The organism is Pseudomonas sp. PB105, from assembly GCF_009764655.1.
Taxonomy (GTDB): domain Bacteria; phylum Pseudomonadota; class Gammaproteobacteria; order Pseudomonadales; family Pseudomonadaceae; genus Aquipseudomonas; species Aquipseudomonas cyclaminis.
Genome location: NZ_RWIO01000061.1, coordinates 1 through 18,177 on the forward strand (window position 1 = coordinate 1; position 18,177 = coordinate 18,177).

General features: G+C 62.0%; 13 protein-coding genes. 9 read left to right on the forward strand and 4 right to left on the reverse strand.

Features of this window, described 5'->3' with window-relative positions:
- The first annotated feature begins 400 nt into the window (after window positions 1-400).
- The 5 genes from EJD88_RS15820 to EJD88_RS15840 all read left to right on the forward strand — a co-directional run bounded on the left by EJD88_RS15820 (window position 401) and on the right by EJD88_RS15840 (window position 7,219).
- Window positions 401-2,737, forward strand: a complete 2,337-nt coding sequence (locus EJD88_RS15820) for a bifunctional diguanylate cyclase/phosphodiesterase (RefSeq protein ID WP_158878421.1) — start codon at window positions 401-403, stop codon at window positions 2,735-2,737.
- A gap of 195 nt (window positions 2,738-2,932) precedes the next feature.
- Complete coding sequence (locus tag EJD88_RS15825) at window positions 2,933-3,601, forward strand: methylamine utilization protein (protein WP_158878422.1); 669 nt, start codon at window positions 2,933-2,935, stop codon at window positions 3,599-3,601.
- Window positions 3,585-5,933, forward strand: a complete 2,349-nt coding sequence (locus EJD88_RS15830; protein WP_158878423.1) for an EAL domain-containing protein — start codon at window positions 3,585-3,587, stop codon at window positions 5,931-5,933. The genes EJD88_RS15825 and EJD88_RS15830 overlap by 17 nt, the downstream gene beginning before the upstream one ends.
- 9 nt (window positions 5,934-5,942) lie before the next feature.
- Window positions 5,943-6,800 carry a DUF3034 family protein gene (locus EJD88_RS15835; RefSeq protein WP_158878424.1) on the forward strand — a complete coding sequence of 286 codons (858 nt, stop codon included), beginning with the start codon at window positions 5,943-5,945 and terminating at the stop codon, window positions 6,798-6,800.
- Complete coding sequence (locus EJD88_RS15840; RefSeq protein WP_099583533.1) at window positions 6,800-7,219, forward strand: group 1 truncated hemoglobin; 420 nt, start codon at window positions 6,800-6,802, stop codon at window positions 7,217-7,219. The genes EJD88_RS15835 and EJD88_RS15840 overlap by 1 nt, the downstream gene beginning before the upstream one ends.
- Window positions 7,220-7,309: 90 nt before the next feature.
- Here EJD88_RS15840 and EJD88_RS15845 read toward each other — a convergent pair whose 3' ends face one another.
- Both EJD88_RS15845 and EJD88_RS15850 read right to left on the reverse strand, forming a co-directional pair.
- Window positions 7,310-9,721: a glucose/quinate/shikimate family membrane-bound PQQ-dependent dehydrogenase gene (locus EJD88_RS15845; RefSeq protein WP_158878425.1), complete on the reverse strand. Its 2,412-nt coding sequence runs from the start codon at window positions 9,719-9,721 to the stop codon at window positions 7,310-7,312.
- 382 nt (window positions 9,722-10,103) lie between these two features.
- Entirely contained in the window at window positions 10,104-12,122 is a 2,019-nt protein-coding gene (locus EJD88_RS15850; RefSeq protein WP_099583531.1) for a TonB-dependent receptor, read from the reverse strand.
- A gap of 150 nt (window positions 12,123-12,272) precedes the next feature.
- On the opposite strand from EJD88_RS15850, the gene EJD88_RS15855 reads away from it, so the two are divergent.
- Entirely contained in the window at window positions 12,273-12,506 is a 234-nt protein-coding gene (locus EJD88_RS15855; protein WP_016977534.1) for a VF530 family DNA-binding protein, read from the forward strand.
- A 4-nt stretch (window positions 12,507-12,510) separates the two neighbouring features.
- Window positions 12,511-13,134 (forward strand): Pr6Pr family membrane protein, encoded by a 624-nt coding sequence (locus EJD88_RS15860; RefSeq protein ID WP_158878426.1) that lies wholly within the window; start codon window positions 12,511-12,513, stop codon window positions 13,132-13,134.
- A gap of 1 nt (window position 13,135) precedes the next feature.
- On the opposite strand, the gene EJD88_RS15865 is transcribed toward EJD88_RS15860, so the two are convergent.
- A complete protein-coding gene (locus EJD88_RS15865) occupies window positions 13,136-13,903 on the reverse strand; it encodes a siderophore-interacting protein (protein ID WP_158878427.1) in 768 nt (255 codons plus the stop codon).
- Complete coding sequence (locus EJD88_RS15870; RefSeq protein ID WP_112193654.1) at window positions 13,900-14,448, reverse strand: PadR family transcriptional regulator; 549 nt, start codon at window positions 14,446-14,448, stop codon at window positions 13,900-13,902. Before EJD88_RS15870 ends, EJD88_RS15865 begins: the two co-directional genes overlap by 4 nt.
- 501 nt (window positions 14,449-14,949) lie before the next feature.
- Here EJD88_RS15870 and EJD88_RS15875 point away from each other — a divergent pair.
- Window positions 14,950-15,450, forward strand: a complete 501-nt coding sequence (locus EJD88_RS15875; protein ID WP_099583527.1) for a CS1 type fimbrial major subunit — start codon at window positions 14,950-14,952, stop codon at window positions 15,448-15,450.
- A 119-nt stretch (window positions 15,451-15,569) separates the two neighbouring features.
- On the forward strand, window positions 15,570-18,089 hold the full coding sequence (locus EJD88_RS15880; RefSeq protein WP_158878428.1) for a CS1-pili formation C-terminal domain-containing protein: 2,520 nt from the start codon (window positions 15,570-15,572) through the stop codon (window positions 18,087-18,089).
- The last annotated feature ends 88 nt before the right edge of the window (window positions 18,090-18,177 follow it).

Sequence of the window (18,177 nt, forward strand, 5' to 3'; positions counted from 1 at the left end):
GGTTAGCCGCGCTGGGCCAAGGATGGCCCATCGCGGCGGCCCACGGATTCAAGCCGGAGTGAGGGCACACCGAGCCTAGGCGAGGTGCCGAGTGTTGGGGCAAGAGCCCTTTGGTTACTTTGGGGCTTTTCCAAAGTGACCCGCCGTAAGGGCGGAACCAATATCCGCCATCCCCCAAATAACGGATATGCCCACAATCAACCCAAGGGTCGCCAATAAACCGCCACCCAACTCCCCGATTTTATTGGATGCACTCCCTCCAACTCCCAGCTAATCTCCTCAAACCAAATACTCACTCCAAATAGATGTTTTTTTGACGCCGGGTCAGCTGTCGCAAGGAATGCACATGACACAACGACGGAGTGGCAGAAAGCGGCGAACACTGCCAGAGGGCACCGCCATGACGTGGCGCCATACGTTCCAAACCCGTATCGCCGGGGTGCTGGCGTTGCTGCTGCTGGTGGTGGTCGCCGCCACCTATTTCGCCGTCAAGGCCGCCACCACCCGCGCCGTGGAGAACCAGGCACAGGTCCAATTGAAAACCGGAACCCAGGTGTTTGAACGCCTGCTGGACCTGCGCGGGCGTCGCCTGCAATACGGCCTCGGTTGGCTCACCGCCGACGGCCCGTTCAAGCAGGCCGTGGCCGAAGGCAAGACGGTGCCGATTTTGGCCGCGCTGCGTCGGCATGGCACTGGCATCCGCTCCAGCGAAGTGTTTGTACTGGGCCCGGAGGGCAAGGTCGTGGTCAGCACCTTGCCCATCCTTACGCGCGGGCAGCTTTTTCCCTATGACAACGCCTTGCGCCAGGCACGGCGCAACGGCCTGCAAATGCTGATTGTGGCCCTGGACGGGCGACCTTACTTGCTGGTGCAGGATCAAGTACTCGATCCATTGCCCATCGCCCGCATCGTCATGGGCTTTCCCATGGACCAACTGTTTGCCAATGAACTGCGCTCCATGAGCAACCTGGAGGTCTCGTTCCTCAGCGTGCAGGGCGGCAAGCCTGGTCCCTTGTTCAGCACCCAGCCTGAGGCTTATCAGGCCGCCATCCTCAGCCTGCTGCACGATGCGCCGCTGAACCCGCAGGCGCAGATCCAGTTGTTTTACGGTCAGCGCGTGCTCAGCCGAGTGTTGCCGCTCGCCAACTCCGGTGACGGCGACGACGTGCGCGTACTGCTGCAAAGCCCGCTGGACCACGCACTGGAATCCTTTGCGCCACTGGATCGGCAGTTCCTCGGGATTGCCCTGGCGGTGCTGCTGGTGTCGTTGGCCGGCGCGTTGTTCCTGGCGCGGCGGGTGTCGCGCCCGCTCAACGCGCTGGTGGAGGCGGCCGGGCGCATCGGCGCGGGTGACTACCGCACGCCGGTGCGGGTGCGCAGCCACGATGAATTCGGCCTGTTGGCCCGTGCATTCAATGCGATGCAAAGCGGCATCGCCGTGCGCGAACGGCAACTGGCCCATAACGCCCTCCACGACCCACTGACCGGCCTGCCCAATCGCGCCCTGGCAATGGAGCGCCTGGGCAGTGCGATCAGTGCGCGGCGGCCGGTGGTGTTGCTGTACCTGGGCATCGAGAACTACCGCGTCATCAACGAAGGCTTCGGCCCGCAAGGCGTGGAAGAGATGATGCGCGAAGCCAGCCGGTGTCTGTCCATGAGCCTGTTGGCCAGCGACACGGCTGCACGCATCACCGGCAGCGAATTCCTGTTGCTCCTGGAAAACACCGAGATCGACCGCGCCGTGGCCCGCGCCGACCGCCTCTACGCGCTGCTCACCGAACCCCAGCGCATCGGCAGTCACGAAGTGCGCCACGAGGTCAGTATCGGCATCGCCGCGTACCCCGCCGACGGCCAGCACGTGGAAGAGTTGATCAGCCGCGCCGCGATTGCGCGCCACGATGCAGCGACGCTGCCCGGCTATCTGCAGGTCTACCAACAGGACCGCGACCTTGCACACCAACGCCAGATCAGTCTGATCCGCGACCTGCGTCGTGCGGTCGTCGAAGGTCAGTTGTACCTGTGCTACCAGCCCAAGCTCGACCTGCTGCACGGCCAGGTACGCCAGGCCGAAGCCTTGCTGCGCTGGCAGCACCCGACGCTGGGGCTGGTGTCGCCCGCCGAATTCATCCCCCTGGCCGAACGCACCGGCAGCATGGGCGGCCTGACCCAGTGGGTGATTGAAGAAGCGATCCGCCAGATCGGCGAATGGGCGCAGCGCGGACTGCCTATCCAACTGTCGGTGAATATTTCGGTGGACGACCTGGCCGATGATGAACTGGCGGTCCGTGTCACCACTTTGCTGACGCGCTACAACGTGCCTGCCCAGCAACTGATTTTCGAGATCACCGAAAGCGCGATCATGCACAACCCGCAGCAGGCCCTCAGCGTGCTGGAGCAACTGCGCGACTGTGGCATCAGCCTGTCGGTGGATGACTTCGGCACCGGCTATTCGTCGCTGGCGCAATTACAGCGTCTGCCGGTGCAGGAGTTGAAGATCGACCAGTCGTTCGTGCGCAACCTCGACAGCGCCACGGGCGATGGTGTGATCGTGCGCTCCACCATCGAAATGAGCCACAACCTGGGGCTTAAGGTGGTGGCCGAAGGCGTGGAGTTCGAGCCGAGTCTCAAGCTGCTCAAACAGTGGAACTGCGACACGGCCCAGGGCTACCTCATCAGCCGGCCACTGAATGCCATGGCGTTCGAGAGGTGGATGCGCCGCGAGCACGCGCAGGTCTGATGACCCGCTGCTACAGTTTCTACGGTCCAGGCCGATAGGCTTTACAAGGCTTGACCGTTTGCACAGTTATTTACCGACCAACGGTCAAGTATCCAGCGCTATTGAGTGATGGCATTATGCCTTGATTGCGGCATCATGACCGCACATCGCTGTGCCAAGGCTGGCCGCTCATTTTCCATTTTTTGCGGATCGACCATGGCCCGAACTTTTCCTTCGATCTCCCTGATGCTGATGCTGGCGGGCTCTGCCTCGGCGGCCACGCTGGACCTGTCGTTCAAGCAGGCAGATGGCAGCCCGGTGGCGGATGCGATAGTCACACTGCAAGGCCCGCCCGCCGCATCGGCCGGCGTGCTCACGGCCAATATGGACCAACGTGGCCAGCGCTTCGCCCCCCATGTGCTGGCGGTCCATACCGGCACCCAGGTGCGTTTCCCCAATAGCGATAACATCCGGCATCAGGTGTATTCCTTTTCTACGGCCAAACGTTTCGAATTGCGCCTGTACGAAGGCACGCCCGCCGAGCCGTTGCTGTTCGACAAACCCGGCGTGGTGGTGCTCGGCTGCAATATTCATGACTGGATGCTCGGCTACATCTACGTCACCGACGACCCGCACTTTGGCGTCAGCAACGCCCAGGGCCAGGTACGCCTGGAGCAGCTGGCACCCGGTGATTACCACGCCACCCTGTGGCACCCGCAACTGAAGGATATGCAGCCGTTGGACGGCGGCACCTTGCACGTGCCCGCCGCAGGCCTGAGCCACAACGTAGTGCTGGCCCTGGAGCCCGCGTCCGAAGACCTTCCGCCCACGCCAAGCGCCTTTGGCGATGCCTTCAATCGAGCTGCCCGTGAAACTGCGCAGTAGTTTCCAGGCGCGGGTCGCCAGCGTCCTGATCCTGCTGTTGCTGGTGGTGATCGGTGCGCTGTATTTCAGCGTCAAGGCAGCCACCAGCTCAGCGGTGCGCAGCCAGGCGCTGGCCCAGCTGGATGTGGGGGCGCGGGTCTTCGAACGCTTGCTGGACGTACGCGGTCGGCGCCTCGCCGACGGCGTGCAACTGCTCGCGGCCGACTTCGGTTTTCGCGATGCCGTGGCCAGCGGCGACTCGGCGACGATGCGCTCGGTGCTGCTCAATCACGGCAAGCGCATCAACGCCAGTGACATGATCCTGCTGGGCATGGACGGCAAAGTCCTGGCCAGTACTCTGAGCGAAGTGCCCGAAGGCTCGACCTTCACCTATGACCAATCGCTGCGCGAAGCCCGGCGCAATCGCCAGGCCATGCTGATCGTGCCGCTGCAAGGCAAGCCGCACCTGCTGGTGGAAGCCTCGGTGCTGGCGCCGCTGCCGATTGCGCGGGTGGTGATGGGCTTCAGCATGGACGGCGCGTTCGCCGGTGAATTGCGTTCGTTGAGCAACCTGGAAGTGTCGTTCCTGGCGATCGAGAAAGACCAGCCTGGCGAGTTGGTTACTACCCAACCCCAAGCGCTACACGAGAGCATCCAGGCACTGATGCAGGGCGATTCCACGCGCCGAGGCGTGTCCACCACCGATCACCTGGAACAGAGCTTCCTCAGCCAGTCGCTGGTGTTGGCCAGTGATGAAAACGGCAAAGTCCTGGCCTTGCTGCAAAGCCCGCTGGACGCGGCGATGCAAGCCTTTGTGCCGTTGGATGAAAAGATCCTGGTCATTGCGTTGGTCGCGTTACTGGCGTCGCTGATGGGTGCCTTGCTGCTGGCGCGTAGCGTGTCGCGTCCGGTACAGGCATTGGCGCTGGCGGCCGAGCGTATTGGTCAGGGCGATTACCAGACGCCCGTGGCCCTGGCCCGCAGCGACGAGCTGGGTTTGCTCGCCAGTGCGGTCAACTCCATGCAAAGCGGCATCGCCGAGCGCGAACAGCAGCTTGCCCACAATGCCCTGCATGATCGCCTCACCGGCCTGCCGAACCGCGCACTGGCCATGGAGCGCCTGGGCAGTGCCATTGCGTTGAATCGACCGGTCGCCTTGATCTACCTGGGCATCGACAACCTGCGCGCCGCCAGCGAAACCGCCGGGCCGGATGCAGTGGACCAATTGCTGCTGGCCGTCTGCCGTCGCCTGGAGGCGGTACTGCGCCCTGGCGATACCCTGGCGCACCTGATCGCCGACGAGTTTCTGCTATTGCTCGAAGGCGCCGGCAGCGACGAGGCAGTGGGCATGGCCGACAAACTCCAACAACTGTTGCTGCGCCCCCAGCGCATCAACGGCCATGACTTGGCGCTGGACTGTCGCCTGGGTATCGCGGCATTCCCGGCCGACGGTGAAAGCCCGCACACCCTGCTTGAGCGTGCCGCCATCGCCATGAAAGACGCCGCGCAAATGCCCGGTCGCCTGCAAATCTACGAGCACGGCCGTGACCTGGCGCACCGTCGCCAGATCACCCTGATCCGCGACCTGCGCCACGCGCCTAACCAGGGCCAGTTGCTGCTGCATTACCAGCCCAAGCTGGACATTCGCCAGGGCACCGTACGTCAGGCTGAAGCCCTGTTGCGCTGGCAGCATCCGCAGTTCGGCACGGTCTCGCCGGCGGAATTCATTCCCCTGGCCGAACGTTCCGGCAGCATTCAACTGCTGACCCACTGGGTGATCGAAGAGGGCATTCGTCAGCTGTGTGAATGGAACCGCCGTGGCCTGTACCTGCAGTTGTCGCTGAACATCTCGGCGGACGATTTACTCGGCGATGAGCTGGCCCACCGCGTCTCGGCGTTGCTGCGTCGCTATGGTTTGCCGGCGGAGCAACTGGTGTTCGAAATCACCGAAAGCGCAGTGATGCGTGAGCCGGAAAAAGCGCTGAAAGTCCTGCATCTGCTGCGTGATTGCGGCATCAGTCTGTCGGTGGATGACTTCGGCACCGGCTATTCGTCGCTGGCTCACCTCAAGCGCCTGCCGGTGCAAGAGTTGAAGATCGACCAATCCTTTGTCCGTAACCTCGATGAAACCAGTGAGGACGCGGTGATCGTGCGTTCCACCATCGAGATGAGCCACAACCTGGGCCTCAAAGTGGTCGCCGAGGGCGTTGAATACGCCCACAGTCTGCGTCTTCTGGAGCGCTGGCAGTGCGACACGGCCCAGGGTTACCTGATCAGCCGGCCCTTGAGCGCCGACGCTTTCGAAGCCTGGGTGGCGTTGCCCCTCAGTGCGCAAACTTCCCTTGTTCACTGAGTGGCTGACGTGCGTCTTTCTCTATTGATCGGCTGCCTGGCCGCCCTGACTGTGCACACCACCCTGGCCGATAACGGCCGCCTGATCGCCACCGGCGGTGCCAGCAGCATCGAGGGCACGGCGGGCGGCGGTATCACGCCGTGGGCGGTACTGGCCGGCTACGGTGAACAGCACGAATGGGGCGCGACGGCGTTCGCCACCACGGTCAACCTGCCGGACTATCGGCTGGACGTGGCGGGGCTGGCGCTGGCCTATGACAACCGCGTCGAAGTGTCTTTCGCCCGCCAGCGCTTTGACCTTGGCAGCCTGGTGCACAAGCTCAATCTGCCGGAAGACAATCTTGGTCAGGATGTGCTCGGCGTAAAGGTGCGCCTGTTCGGTGATGTGATTTACGACCATTTGCCGCAGGTGTCCCTCGGCCTGGAATACAAGCACCAGACCAACTTCGACATCCCCAGCCTGGTCGGTGCCAGGCGCGACAGCGACGTGGAAGGCTACCTGGCCGCGAGCCGTTTGTTCATGGGCGCCGCGTTCGGCTACAACGTGCTCGTCAACGGCAGCCTGCGCTACAGCCGCGCCAACGAAACCGGTCTGCTAGGCTTTGGCGGCGACCGCCGTGACAGTCGCAGCCTGCTCAAGGAAAGTTCGGTGGCGCTGCTGTTCAACCCGCGTTGGGCGGTGGGCGTGGAGTACCGCGAGAAACCCGACAACCTGTCGTTCGCAGGCGAAAGCGACTGGGCCGATGTGTTTGTCGGCTACTTTCCCACCAAGCATCTGTCGTTTGTGCTGGCCTATGCCCGGCTTGGGGAGATCGCCACCTTGGATAACCAGAACGGCACCTACCTGTCGGTGCAAGGGAGTTTCTGATGCGTTTCCTACCGATCGCCCTGGTGCTGCTGCTCAGCGCCTGCGCCCAGCAACCGCCCAAGGACGACAGCCTGTACCGCGACCTTGGCGCCATGCCCGGCATCACCCGGATTGTCGAAGGCATGCTGCTCAACATCGCCCGGGATGAGCGCATCGTCGAACGTTTCCGGCGCGTCGATATCCAGCGCCTGCGCAACAAATTGATCGAACAGTTCTGCGTCGAAGCCGGCGGGCCGTGCACCTACACCGGCGACAGCATGGCCGAGAGTCACAAGGGCCAGAACGTGAGCCGCAGTGACTTCAATGCGCTGGTGGAGGACTTGATCAAGGCGATGGACAGCGAAGGCATTGCGGTGCCGGTGCAGAATCGGTTGATTGCCCGGTTGGCGGTGATGCGTGGGGAAGTGATCGAGCACTAGTCACCTGAACACCACATATTGATCTGTGTTGTTTATGAAAAAGGCGGCTACCTGTTTAGGGTAGCCGCCTTTTTTTACCGCCGATAAAGCTTAATCCGGCAGTTTAAACGCCATCACATAGTCACCCTGCTTGGTACCCAGGGAACCATGACCACCCGCCACGACCAGCACGTACTGCTTGCCGTCCTTGCCGGTGTAGGTCATCGGTGTGGTTTGCGCGCCGGCTGGCAGGCGGCCTTCCCACAGTTGCTTGCCGTTTTTCACGTCGTAGGCACGCAGGTACTGGTCGAGGGTGCCGCTCAGGAAGGACACGCCACCGGCAGTGGTGAAGGTGCCGCCCAGGCTAGGCACGCCCATGCTCAGCGGGATCGGAACCGGCGAGCTGTCACGCACGGTGCCGTTCTTGTGCATCCAGATGGTTTTGTGGGTGGTCAGGTCGACCGCCGCCACATAACCCCACGCCGGTGCCTGGCACGGCAGGCCCATTGGCGACAGCATGGCTTCGAGGATCACACCGTACGGCGCGCCTTTGTTCGGCTGTACGCCTTCGGTTTCGCTGACGCGAGGGCCTTGCTTGGCGATGTCGGCGGCTGGGATCAGCTTGGACTTGAACGCCATGTAGCTAGGGTTCACGAAGGCGATCTGGCGTACCGGGTCGACGGAAATACCACCCCAGTCGAACACGCCGAAGTTACCTGGGTAAACGATCGAGCCTTGCAGCGATGGCGGGGTGAACGCGCCGTCGTAGCGCAGGGATTTGAAATCGATGCGGCACAGCAGTTGGTCGAACGGCGTCACGCCCCACATGTCGCGCTCTTTGAGCGGCGGCGGCATGAAGTTCAGCTCGGACTTCGGCTGGGTAGGGGAGGTACGGTCGCCCGCGACTGCGCCTTGCGGCACGGCCACTTCATGGACCGGCACCACCGGTTGGCCGGTTGCACGGTCCAGCACGTAGATGCTGCCTTGCTTGGTCGATGCCATGACGGCCTGCTTCACGCCGGCGTCGGTCTTGATGTCGATCAGCGACGGCTGCCCGCCCACGTCCATGTCCCAGAGGTCATGGTGAGTGAACTGGAAGGTCCACTTCACGTGGCCGCTGTCGATGTCCAGGGCGGTCAGGCCGGCGGAATATTTCTCGGAATCGTCGGTACGGTCGCCGCCGTATTGGTCGGGCATCTGGTTGCCCATCGGCAGGTAGAGCATGCCGAGTTTTTCATCCACGGCGAACATGGACCACATGTTCGGCGAGTTGCGGGTGTAGGTCTTGCCTTCGGCCAACGGGGTGGTGTCGTCCGGGTTGCCGCTGTCCCAGTTCCACACCAGCTTGCCGGTGTGCACGTCGAACGCGCGGATCACGCCGCTTGGCTCGTCGGTGGAGACGTTATCGGTCACGTGACCGCCGATCACAACCAGGTTCTTGGTCACGGCCGGTGGCGAGGTGGAGTAGTAACCGCCTGGGGCGAAGCTGCCGATATTGGCACGCAGGTCGACCTGGCCTTTGTCGCCGAAGTCTTCGCACATCTTGCCGGTGTCGGCGTTCAGGGCGATCAGGCGGGTGTCGGCGGTCGGCACGAAGATGCGTTTAGGGCAGGCATTCGGCGCGGCGGCCGGGCTGGCGCTGCCGGTCGGGCTCTGCTCGGACGCGTAGGCGGCGTCATCGTGATACGACACGCCACGGCAGGTCATGTGCGCCCAACCCTTGAAGTTCTCAGCGCCCTGGCTGCTGATCTTCGGATCGAAACGCCAGATTTCCTTGCCGGTGTCCGGGTCCAGGGCAATCACTTGGCTGTGCGGGGTGCACACGTAGAGCATGCCGTTGACTTTCAGCGGGGTGTTTTCCGCGGTGGTCTCGCCTGGATCGTTCGGGCCAGGGATGTCGCCGGTGCGGTAGGTCCACGCCGGCACCAGTTTGTGGGCATTCTCCGGGGTGATCTGCGCCAGCGGCGAGTAACGGTCACCGAAGGACGAGCGACCGTAGGAATTCCAGTCGCCATCAGCCTGGGACGGCGCAGCATTGGCCATGCCCGGCACCGCGTCGCGGTCCAGTTGGCCTTTGATTTCACCAGGGTTGGTGAACTGGCTGGCGAGGGCGGCAGCGCCGGCCAACACCACGGCCACGCTCAGCGAGCCAGTGCCCAGCGGGGCTGGTTGGCCACGCAGCAACGGACGACGAAACCACGGCAGCAACATGACGATGCCCAGGGCGAACAGCAGCGCCAGGCGTGGCACCAACTGCCACCAGTCCAGGCCGACTTCCCACAATGCCCACACGGTACTGGCGAACAGCACCAGCGCGTACAGACCCAGCGCCGCACGGCGGCTCGCCAGCAGCAGGACGCCGGTGAGGGCGATGCCGATACCGGCCAGCAGGTAGTACAGCGACCCGCCGAGCATTGTCAGCTTGATACCGCCGGCCAGCAGGGCCAGGCCCATGATCAGCAGCAAGACGCCTAGCAACCTGGGCAGCAGGCGGCTTGGGCTTGAAGCACCATCAGTGCTCATAGTGTGTTTCTCCGTGACGTTGGAATAATTGTGTAACCCCGTGCTTCACTCACTGTAGATGACGATTCGGCACAGGCTTGGTTCAGCGTTAATTCGGTTTTTCTGAGGATCGGGAGGGTTATCCACAGGCCGGCGATTTATCCTTGGGCGCAGCTCGGTGTAAGACAGCGCTGTCTTGATGGCTAGGAATATTCAGCAAGATGGGGTCGACCGGGAGGTGAAACGTTTCAGATTGTTGCGAAGGATAAAGCGCGGAGGCGTTTAGAGAAAGCCTGAATCGCAAGATGCATCATTTCAGATTTGGTAACAGTGACGAAGTGTCGCTGCAAAAAATGAATGTGGGAGGGGGCATGCCTCCTCCCACAGGAGATTTCCAGTGTTTTTAGAAGCTGGTGCGCAGGCCCACTTGCACGCTCCTGCCCGGGGCGGGCGCCACATCGCGCAGGATCGAGCTGGCATAGCGCACGGTCTGGTTGGTCAGGTTTTCACCGTTCACAAATGCCAGCCACTGGCTGCCGCCCATGTTGAAGTGGTAACCCGCGCTCGCGCCCAAAGTGGTGTAGCCATCGGTGCCGCTTTCGTTATCCGGTACTCGGCCCTGGCCCGCTGCGTGTTCCACGTCGATGCGCGCCTGCCAGCGGTCAAGTTCCCACAGCAGGCCGCTGTTCAAGCGCAGCGGCGCAATGCGCGGCAAGGCTTCGCCGGTATCCAGGTTGGTGGCGCGGGTGTAGTCGCCCGACAACTCCAGGGCGAATTTGCCGTAGGCGCCTTCGCCGAGCTTGATGTGATCCTGTGCCTCAAAGCCGGCGAAGCGTGCACGCACGCCGGAATATTCGTACTCGGGAATGCCACCCGCGTCTTCTTCACCGTCATCGTTCAGCGTACGACCGGTGCCCAGCAGGCCGATGTAATTGGAGAAGCGGCTGTAGAACACGCCGAAGCTGCCTTTGTGGGTGCCATTGTCAAAGCGCAGGGCCAGGTCGCTGGACACGGCTTTTTCTTTCTTCAGGTTGGCGTCGCCCAGTTCATAGGTGCCAGTGGCGACGTGGGCGCCGTTGGCATACAGCTCGTAGAAGGTCGGCGCGCGCTCGGTGTAGCCCAGGGTCGCGGCCAGGGACCAGATCGGCGTCAGCGTATACACCGCGCCCGACGACAGGCTGCCGGCGGTGAAGTCGTTGGATGTGTCGGCACCGGCAAAACGTGCGTTGCCCTTGGCGTCCGGGTCGACGCTGGTGTGTTCCAGGCGCCCGCCGAGGCTGAGCTTGAGGCGCTCGGTGGCCTGCATTTCTTCAAGGATAAACAGCGCGCCGGCGTTGGTGTCGGTCTGCGGCACGAAGGCTTCTTCACCGAGGGCCGAGAATTCGTTGCGGGTCACCTGGGCGCCCACCACGCCGTCGAACGGGCCGATGGGCTGGTGACGCGCTTCCACGCGGGCTTCGTAGCCCTTGTTCTTGAAGATCGTGCCGGTTTCGCCGCCTTCGATTTCGCGGTGCTCGTAGTCGGTGTAGCCCGCGTCGAGTTTCACCGAGGTGAACGGGCCTTGCAGGTTGCGGATCTCGGACGCAAAGGCGTAGTGATCCTGCTTCATGCGGATGCGCACTGCCTGTTCGGCAGGCGAGCCGTAGTTACTGTCGTAGCTGCTGTAGGACAGCCCGGCATAACCGTCATCCCAGGTGTAGGAACCGCCCACCGCGCCGCCGTCCTGGCGCCCGTCGCTGTTGCCCAGGCGCCCGTTCTTGCCGGGGCCGTCTTCGCTGTCCGGTGCGTGGCGGCTGCGGGCCTGGCCTGGGATTTTCAGGTCGTTGAATTCCCGCGCATTGGCATCCAGGTGCAAGGCAAACGTACCGTTGCCGGCTTCCAGTTTGCCCGCGCTGCTGCGGGTGGTGTCGGCGCCGCCGTAGCGCAATTCACCGGCACCGTGAATGCCTTCGATGGCCTCGGTGGGGATGCGGTTGTCGAAGGTGTTGACCACGCCGCCGATGGCGCTGCCGCCATATAGCAACGCGGCCGGGCCACGCACGATTTCAATGCGTTCGACGTTGACCGGGTCCAGCGGCACCGCATGGTCATAAGACAGCGACGAGGCATCCAGCGCGCCCACGCCGTTGCGCAGGATGCGAATGCGGTCGCCGTCCTGGCCACGAATGATCGGCCGGCTGGCGCCTGGGCCAAAGTACGAAGACGACACGCCCGGCTGCTTGTTCAGGGTTTCGCCAAGGCTGCCTTTTTGTTGCAGGGTCAGGTCGTCGCCTTCCAGCACGGTGGTCGGTGAGGCGAGCTGCTCGCTGCCCAGCGGGTTGCCGGTGATGACTTGGGGTTGCAGTTCCAGGGCGTGGGCTTCGGAGCAGATCAGCAGGGCGGCGGCAAGCGGGGTCAAGCGCCACAGGGAAGAGAGGGACATCGGACATTCCTTGGCAAAACGACGAAAAGATTTGAAAGTTATAGTTACAATATAACATCTCTTTTTCGTGTTCCACGGGAACTTTTTATCAGTGGGTGGGCGGGGTGATAAGGTGTGCGCCTTCGTGATTACTTTTTTCATAGGCCCGGCATGACCGCGACAAGCAACGACCCCCTTCACGGCGTCACCCTGCAGCACGTCCTCACTACCCTGGTGGAACACTACGAATGGGAAGGCCTGGCCGAGCGCATTGATGTGCGGTGTTTCAAGAGCGACCCGAGCATCAAGTCGAGCCTGACGTTCCTGCGCAAAACGCCGTGGGCGCGGGAAAAAGTCGAAGGGTTGTACGTCAAGCTGATGCGCACCAAACGCCCGCTGGATTGAACCCATGAAGCGGTTTATAGCGGCAGCGGCACTGGCCGGTTGGATGGGGTTGGCGACTCAGCAGTACCTGATTTTCTATTCGCGCTGGGAAGCCGGCGCCAGCCTGCTGGGCGGGCTGATCAACTTTTTCAGTTTCTTCACGGTGCTCACCAACACCTTGGCGGTGGTGGTATTGAGTTATGCCCTGGTCCAACCGGATTCAGCGGCGAAGCGGTTTTTTCTCAGGCCGGCGATCAGCAGTGGGATCGCTGTGAGCATCCTGGTGGTGGGGTTGGCGTACAGCCTGTTGCTGCGGCATTTATGGCAGCCCGAAGGCTTTCAGTTCATCGCCGACGAACTGCTCCACGACGTGATGCCGGTGCTGTTTTTTATCTACTGGTGGCGGTGTGTGCCCAAGGGTACGTTGCGCTTCAAGCATATCGGCGCCTGGGTGCTGTACCCGCTGGTGTATTTCGCTTATGCGCTGCTGCGCGGGGATTTGCTCGGGCAGTATCAGTACCCGTTCATTGACGTCGGCACCCTCGGTTATCCACAGGTGTTCGTGAATGCCGGAGGGATTCTGGCGGGGTTTGTGGCGATTGCGCTGGCAGTGGTGGGGCTGGATAAAGTCATCAAGCCCCCTACTTGATTCAATCTTCTTCACTGCCTTCGGCGCGCCAGTAACCGACGGCCTTGAGGAACTCTTCATTGACCTTGTGGGTGTCCAGCAGCACCCGGCGCACCTGGCGCGACAGCTTGGTTTCGGTGGCGACAAAGCTGTACAGCGTGCCACCGGGCAGCGTCAGGTTCTGCACCACTTCCAGCAGGTTGTCCTGGCCGCGCACCACCCATATCACGTCCACATCGGCAGCACTGCGCAGCGTTTGCTGCTCCTCAGCATTTTCGATCTCGATCACCGCCAAGACCTTGCGCCCCGCCGGCAGTTCTTCCAGGCGGCGACCGATGGCCGGCAGCGCGGTTTCGTCGCCGATCAGCAGGTAGCTGTCGAAGATATCCGGCACGATCATCGAACCGCGCGGCCCGCCGATGTACAGGCGCTGACCGACTGCGGCTTGTGCGGCCCAGGTCGACGCAGGGCCATCACCGTGCAGCACGAAGTCGATGTCCAGTTCGCCAATGTCCAGGTCATAGCGGCGCGGCGTGTAGTCGCGCATGGGTGGTTGCGGGCCGTCGCCCTTGAGGCTGAACGTCGGGCTTTCCAGGGCATCCCGTTCGGCGGCGGTCTGCGGGAACAGCAGCTTGATGTGATCGTCACTGCCCAGGCTGATAAAGCCTGCCAGCTCCGGCCCGCCCACGGTGACGCGGCGCATGCGCGGCGTGATGTCGACCACGCGCAGTACGTCGAGGCGGCGTAATTTGATTTCGTGGCTAACGCGATGGATGACTTGCGTATTCATTGGGCTTTCCCGTCGGCAATGGCTTGGGCGGTGCTGTTGAGCAACGCGGCGACACGCTGGATTTCTTCCGGGCTCCAGCGCCCGTGGTGCGAATGCAGAGCGTGGCGCAGGTTATGCACCGCCTCATGGATTTGCGGCGGGCGGTCATGGCCGCGCAGCGAGCGTTTGCTCACATCCATGCGCATGCGGATACCCTCAAGGGCAATCGCCTGTTCGCTGATGAAGAGACGACCGGCGTCGGTGATTGTGTAGCGTTTTTTTCCGCCCTCGGCGTCGCCCGTGATCAATTCGCTTTCTTCAAGAAAGGTCAGGGTGGGGTAGATCACTCCAGGGCTGGGGCTGTAGGCGCCGTCGAACAGGGCTTCGATCTGGCGGATCAGGTCGTAGCCGTGGCAAGGCTGGTCGGCAATCAGCGCCGGCAGCAGCAGTTTCAGGTCGCCCGGTGCGAAGACGCGGGGGCCACGCCCGCCGCGTTCACGGCCGGGGCGTTTTTCGAAGCCGTCGTGGCTGTCACCGTGGTCTCGGTGGTGATGAGGGTCTCTCATTTCTGTGCGCTCTCTTTGCAGGTTTAGACATAACGTAAGATATATCTTATGGTTTGGGTATGCCTGGGCGACCAACGGTCATTCGCCTAGGTGCATGGGGCAAGTGCAGTGCAACTTTTACCTTTTGCGCTATAACTATTGATTAGAGTTGCTGCTCTAGTTTTTTATGCAGGGCTTGGCGGGTTTTTATTATCTTTGTGGTACTGTTCTTACAGGCTATTCAAGTTGTTTTAGTGTCGGGTAGTTGTGTAGTACAAATCTTACGGATACTTTTAAAGTTTTGGCAAATTGCCATAAAATTCACGCAAACCGCGTAGTGTAAGGGCTACGTGTTTATGGGAAGTTGCTGGCATATTTGAAATTGAAATCGGTGGATCATACCTGGGTGTTGTGCTGACCACTTGCGGGCAGTCATGACTCTCATTGCAGGTTGATTTTGTTTGTTAACGTCAAGTTCAACTTGTGGTGGTTAATCCAATACCCAAGAAACAGGTATCCACCATGTTCAAGAAGTTTGTGATTGCTGCCCCCCTGGCCGTTCTGGCACTGAGTTCGTCGGTTGCATTCGCAGCCGGCGAGGCCAACCACACCGTCAACATCAAGGCCAACATCCCGACCACCGTGTTCCATGCTCAGCCACGTGATCCCAACTTTGGTCGGGACGAAACCATGAGCTACAACCTGGTGAGTGGTGAGCTGGCACCGTTGACCGCCATCTACGACCTGAAGAACACCAACGGCTCGGTCCACGCTTATATCGAAGGTGGCCCGGCGGTGTTGTTCAACGGTACCCCTGCACAAAACATCCCGCTGACTACCACCCTGCACGGCGTGGAGCTGGATGGCACGCCAAAAGAAGTGGTGAACGAGGCTGATTCGACCCCAGGCGTCGGGGCTCAACTGCGCATCGCGGCCGCCAAGCCTACGGAGACCCAGCGCGGTGCCTACACCTCCGCCGTGGCGCTGGTGTTCGACGCCGTACTGCCAACGCCTGCTCCCTGATGGCGTAAGTGCCCGATGAGCCTTGCGCTCTCGGGCATTGGCGCTCAGGCCGGGCTTCTGTCCACCGGGAGTCCGGCCTGTTTATCACTTTGTCTCTTGGCTCTCAGAGTATTGCTTTCATGTTCCCGATGACGCCCATCGCGGTTGCGCTTGCGCTAGTGATTTGTACGAGTGCCTTGGCTGCGCCGACACCCATCGCCGTGACGCCCGCCAACTTGCTCACCCAGTCCCAGGGTTTGCCGGCGGGGTTTGTCGACCATTTCTTTGATGTGCCACTGGCTGTGCGGGTCGATCTTGATCAGCAATTGCTGGGAGAGGCGCTGATTGTCCTGTCCCGCGATGAGCGCGTGACGCTGCTTGAGTTCACTGAGTCGGGCGACAGCAAGGTGCCCGCCGCTACCCGTGATACCTGGCAAGGCTTGCTGGAAAAGGGCCTGCCCCTGGGTGCGTGTACCCAATCGTGCCCGCAGCAGTTGGTGTCGATGCACTACGGCCTGGAAAGCTCGCAGTTGTCGATCATCACCCAAAACGTCGAACGCACCGGTGATGCGCCGCGTTACTACCAGCAGCCCGAAGGCGGCAGCCGGGGCCTGATCATCAATAATCAGCTCAACCTCAACGGCGGCCAGGACGAAGACCTGGGCGGACGTTATGGCTTGCAGGCCAGCGCCAGCCTGGGTAACTGGACCCAGGTGTTCAACCTGCAACTGGCGCGCCAGAGTGGCGACGAAGAGCAACTGCGCCACGCGATCCATGAGCTGTATACCCAGCGTGAACTGGAAGGCCAGTTTTTGCGCCTGGGGCATTTCACCCCCAATTCCGATGGCCTGACGCGGCAGTTGCGCAGCTTTGGCGCCAGCCCCGACACGGCGCTGGGCGTCATGTATGGCAGCTCTGACAGCCTGTCCATCAACAGCGGCAAACCCAGCGTGTACCCGATCTACGTCACCGCCAACCGCCAGGCCGCCGTGGAGATTTACCGCAATGGCCTGCTGATCAACACTCAGGCGGTGTCGGCCGGCTTGCAGACGTTGGACACGCGCCCCTTGCCCGGTGGCATCTATGAAGTGGAGGTGCGCCTGGTGGAAGACGGCCTGACCGTCAGCACCACCCAGGAGCTGGTGTACAAGCCCAGTAACTGGCGCAACGCTGATGATCGCTGGCGCTACAACGTGTTCGCCGGGCGTGAAACCAAGTTGTTCAGCAACTGGGACGAACAGGCCAGTGGCGCGATCACCGCCGGCGCCTCCGTCAACTACCTGGTGCATCCACGGGTAATTCTCGGTCTGTCGGCCCGTGAAGTGCGCGAGCAATTGCAATATGGCGGCTCGGCGGACTGGACAGTAGCCAGCAATACCAGTCTCTACGCCAACGTCTACCAGACCCGCGAACACGGCACCGGCATGGACCTGCAAGGGCTCTATAGCTTCGGCGCCACCAACCTGGTGTTCAGCCACAACCGCAGTTGGCTCGATACCCGCGACACCTACGAAACCCTGCCGGACGGCACCCGCCTGCGGCGCAATACCTTCGTGGGGCAAACCAGCAATTCGGCGCTCTCGGTGAACCACCATGTCGACACAAAAAACTCATGGAACGTGCGCCTGTCCCACAGCGAAGGCAATACCGAGGGCGCAGGCGTGGACTTGGGCTGGAGCCGTCGCGATACCTTGATGGGCAGCGACGCCAACTGGCGGCTTTCGGTGTTCGACCGTCCCGCCAGCGCCGGCACCGGTAACGAGCGCAATCGCGGCGTCGACCTGAGCCTGAGCCTGGCCCTGGGCAGCGATGGGCGGCAAATCTCCGGCAGCATCGGCAGCCGTACCGCCCGTGAAGGGGGGCGCGATAACAACGCCTCGGTCACCTACCGCCAGGACCTCAACGGTCATGTACTGCAAAGCGTCTCGGCCACGGCGATCACCGACACCTACGGGGTGGGGCTGTCCGGCATGGCCAGCTTCGACACCGATGTGGTCAGCGGCGATGGCTTTGTCCAGCGCAGCTCGTTCAACGGTGATATCAGCGGCGGCCTGAACCTGAACAGCACCTTCGTTGCCGGCGCCGACAAGATGCTGCTGACCAGCCAATACCAGAGCAACGGCGCGGGCATGATCATCGACGTCGAGACCGACCTGGACAGCATTGCCCTGCGCGCCGATGACTTCAGTGGCGGCGGCGCGATCCTGCGGCCTGGGCGCAACTTTGTGCCGGTGTCGGCCTACAAGAGCAGCACCGTGAACTTCGACTTTGAAGGCAACCATCCACCGGCCGCCAACATCCAGCCGGCGCGCGCCACGTACCACCTGAACAAAGGCGGGGTGGACTACCGAAAAATCACCGTGATGAAAACCGTCAGCGTGCTCGGGCGCCTGCTCGATGCCCAGGGGCAGCCGCTTAGAGGCCACCACGTGATCAACCACGCCAGCCGTGGCGTGAGCGAAGCGGACGGGTTCTTCTCGATGGAAATGAGCGCCAGCGCGCCGACGCTGGAAGTGCGCTACCAGAACCAACTGCTGTGTCAGTTCCGCCTGGACCCGGCCACCACCGCCAATGCAAACGACGTGTTGATGATCGGCGACCTGCGTTGCACGCCGGACACCCTGGCTGAAAACACACTCAGCGCGCAGACCGCCGGTTGAGTGCCATGACGAGACAACTCACGATGAAACGCATCAATACAGTGATCACACAGATCGGGGCGATGGGCGCGGCGCTGGTGTTCAGTTT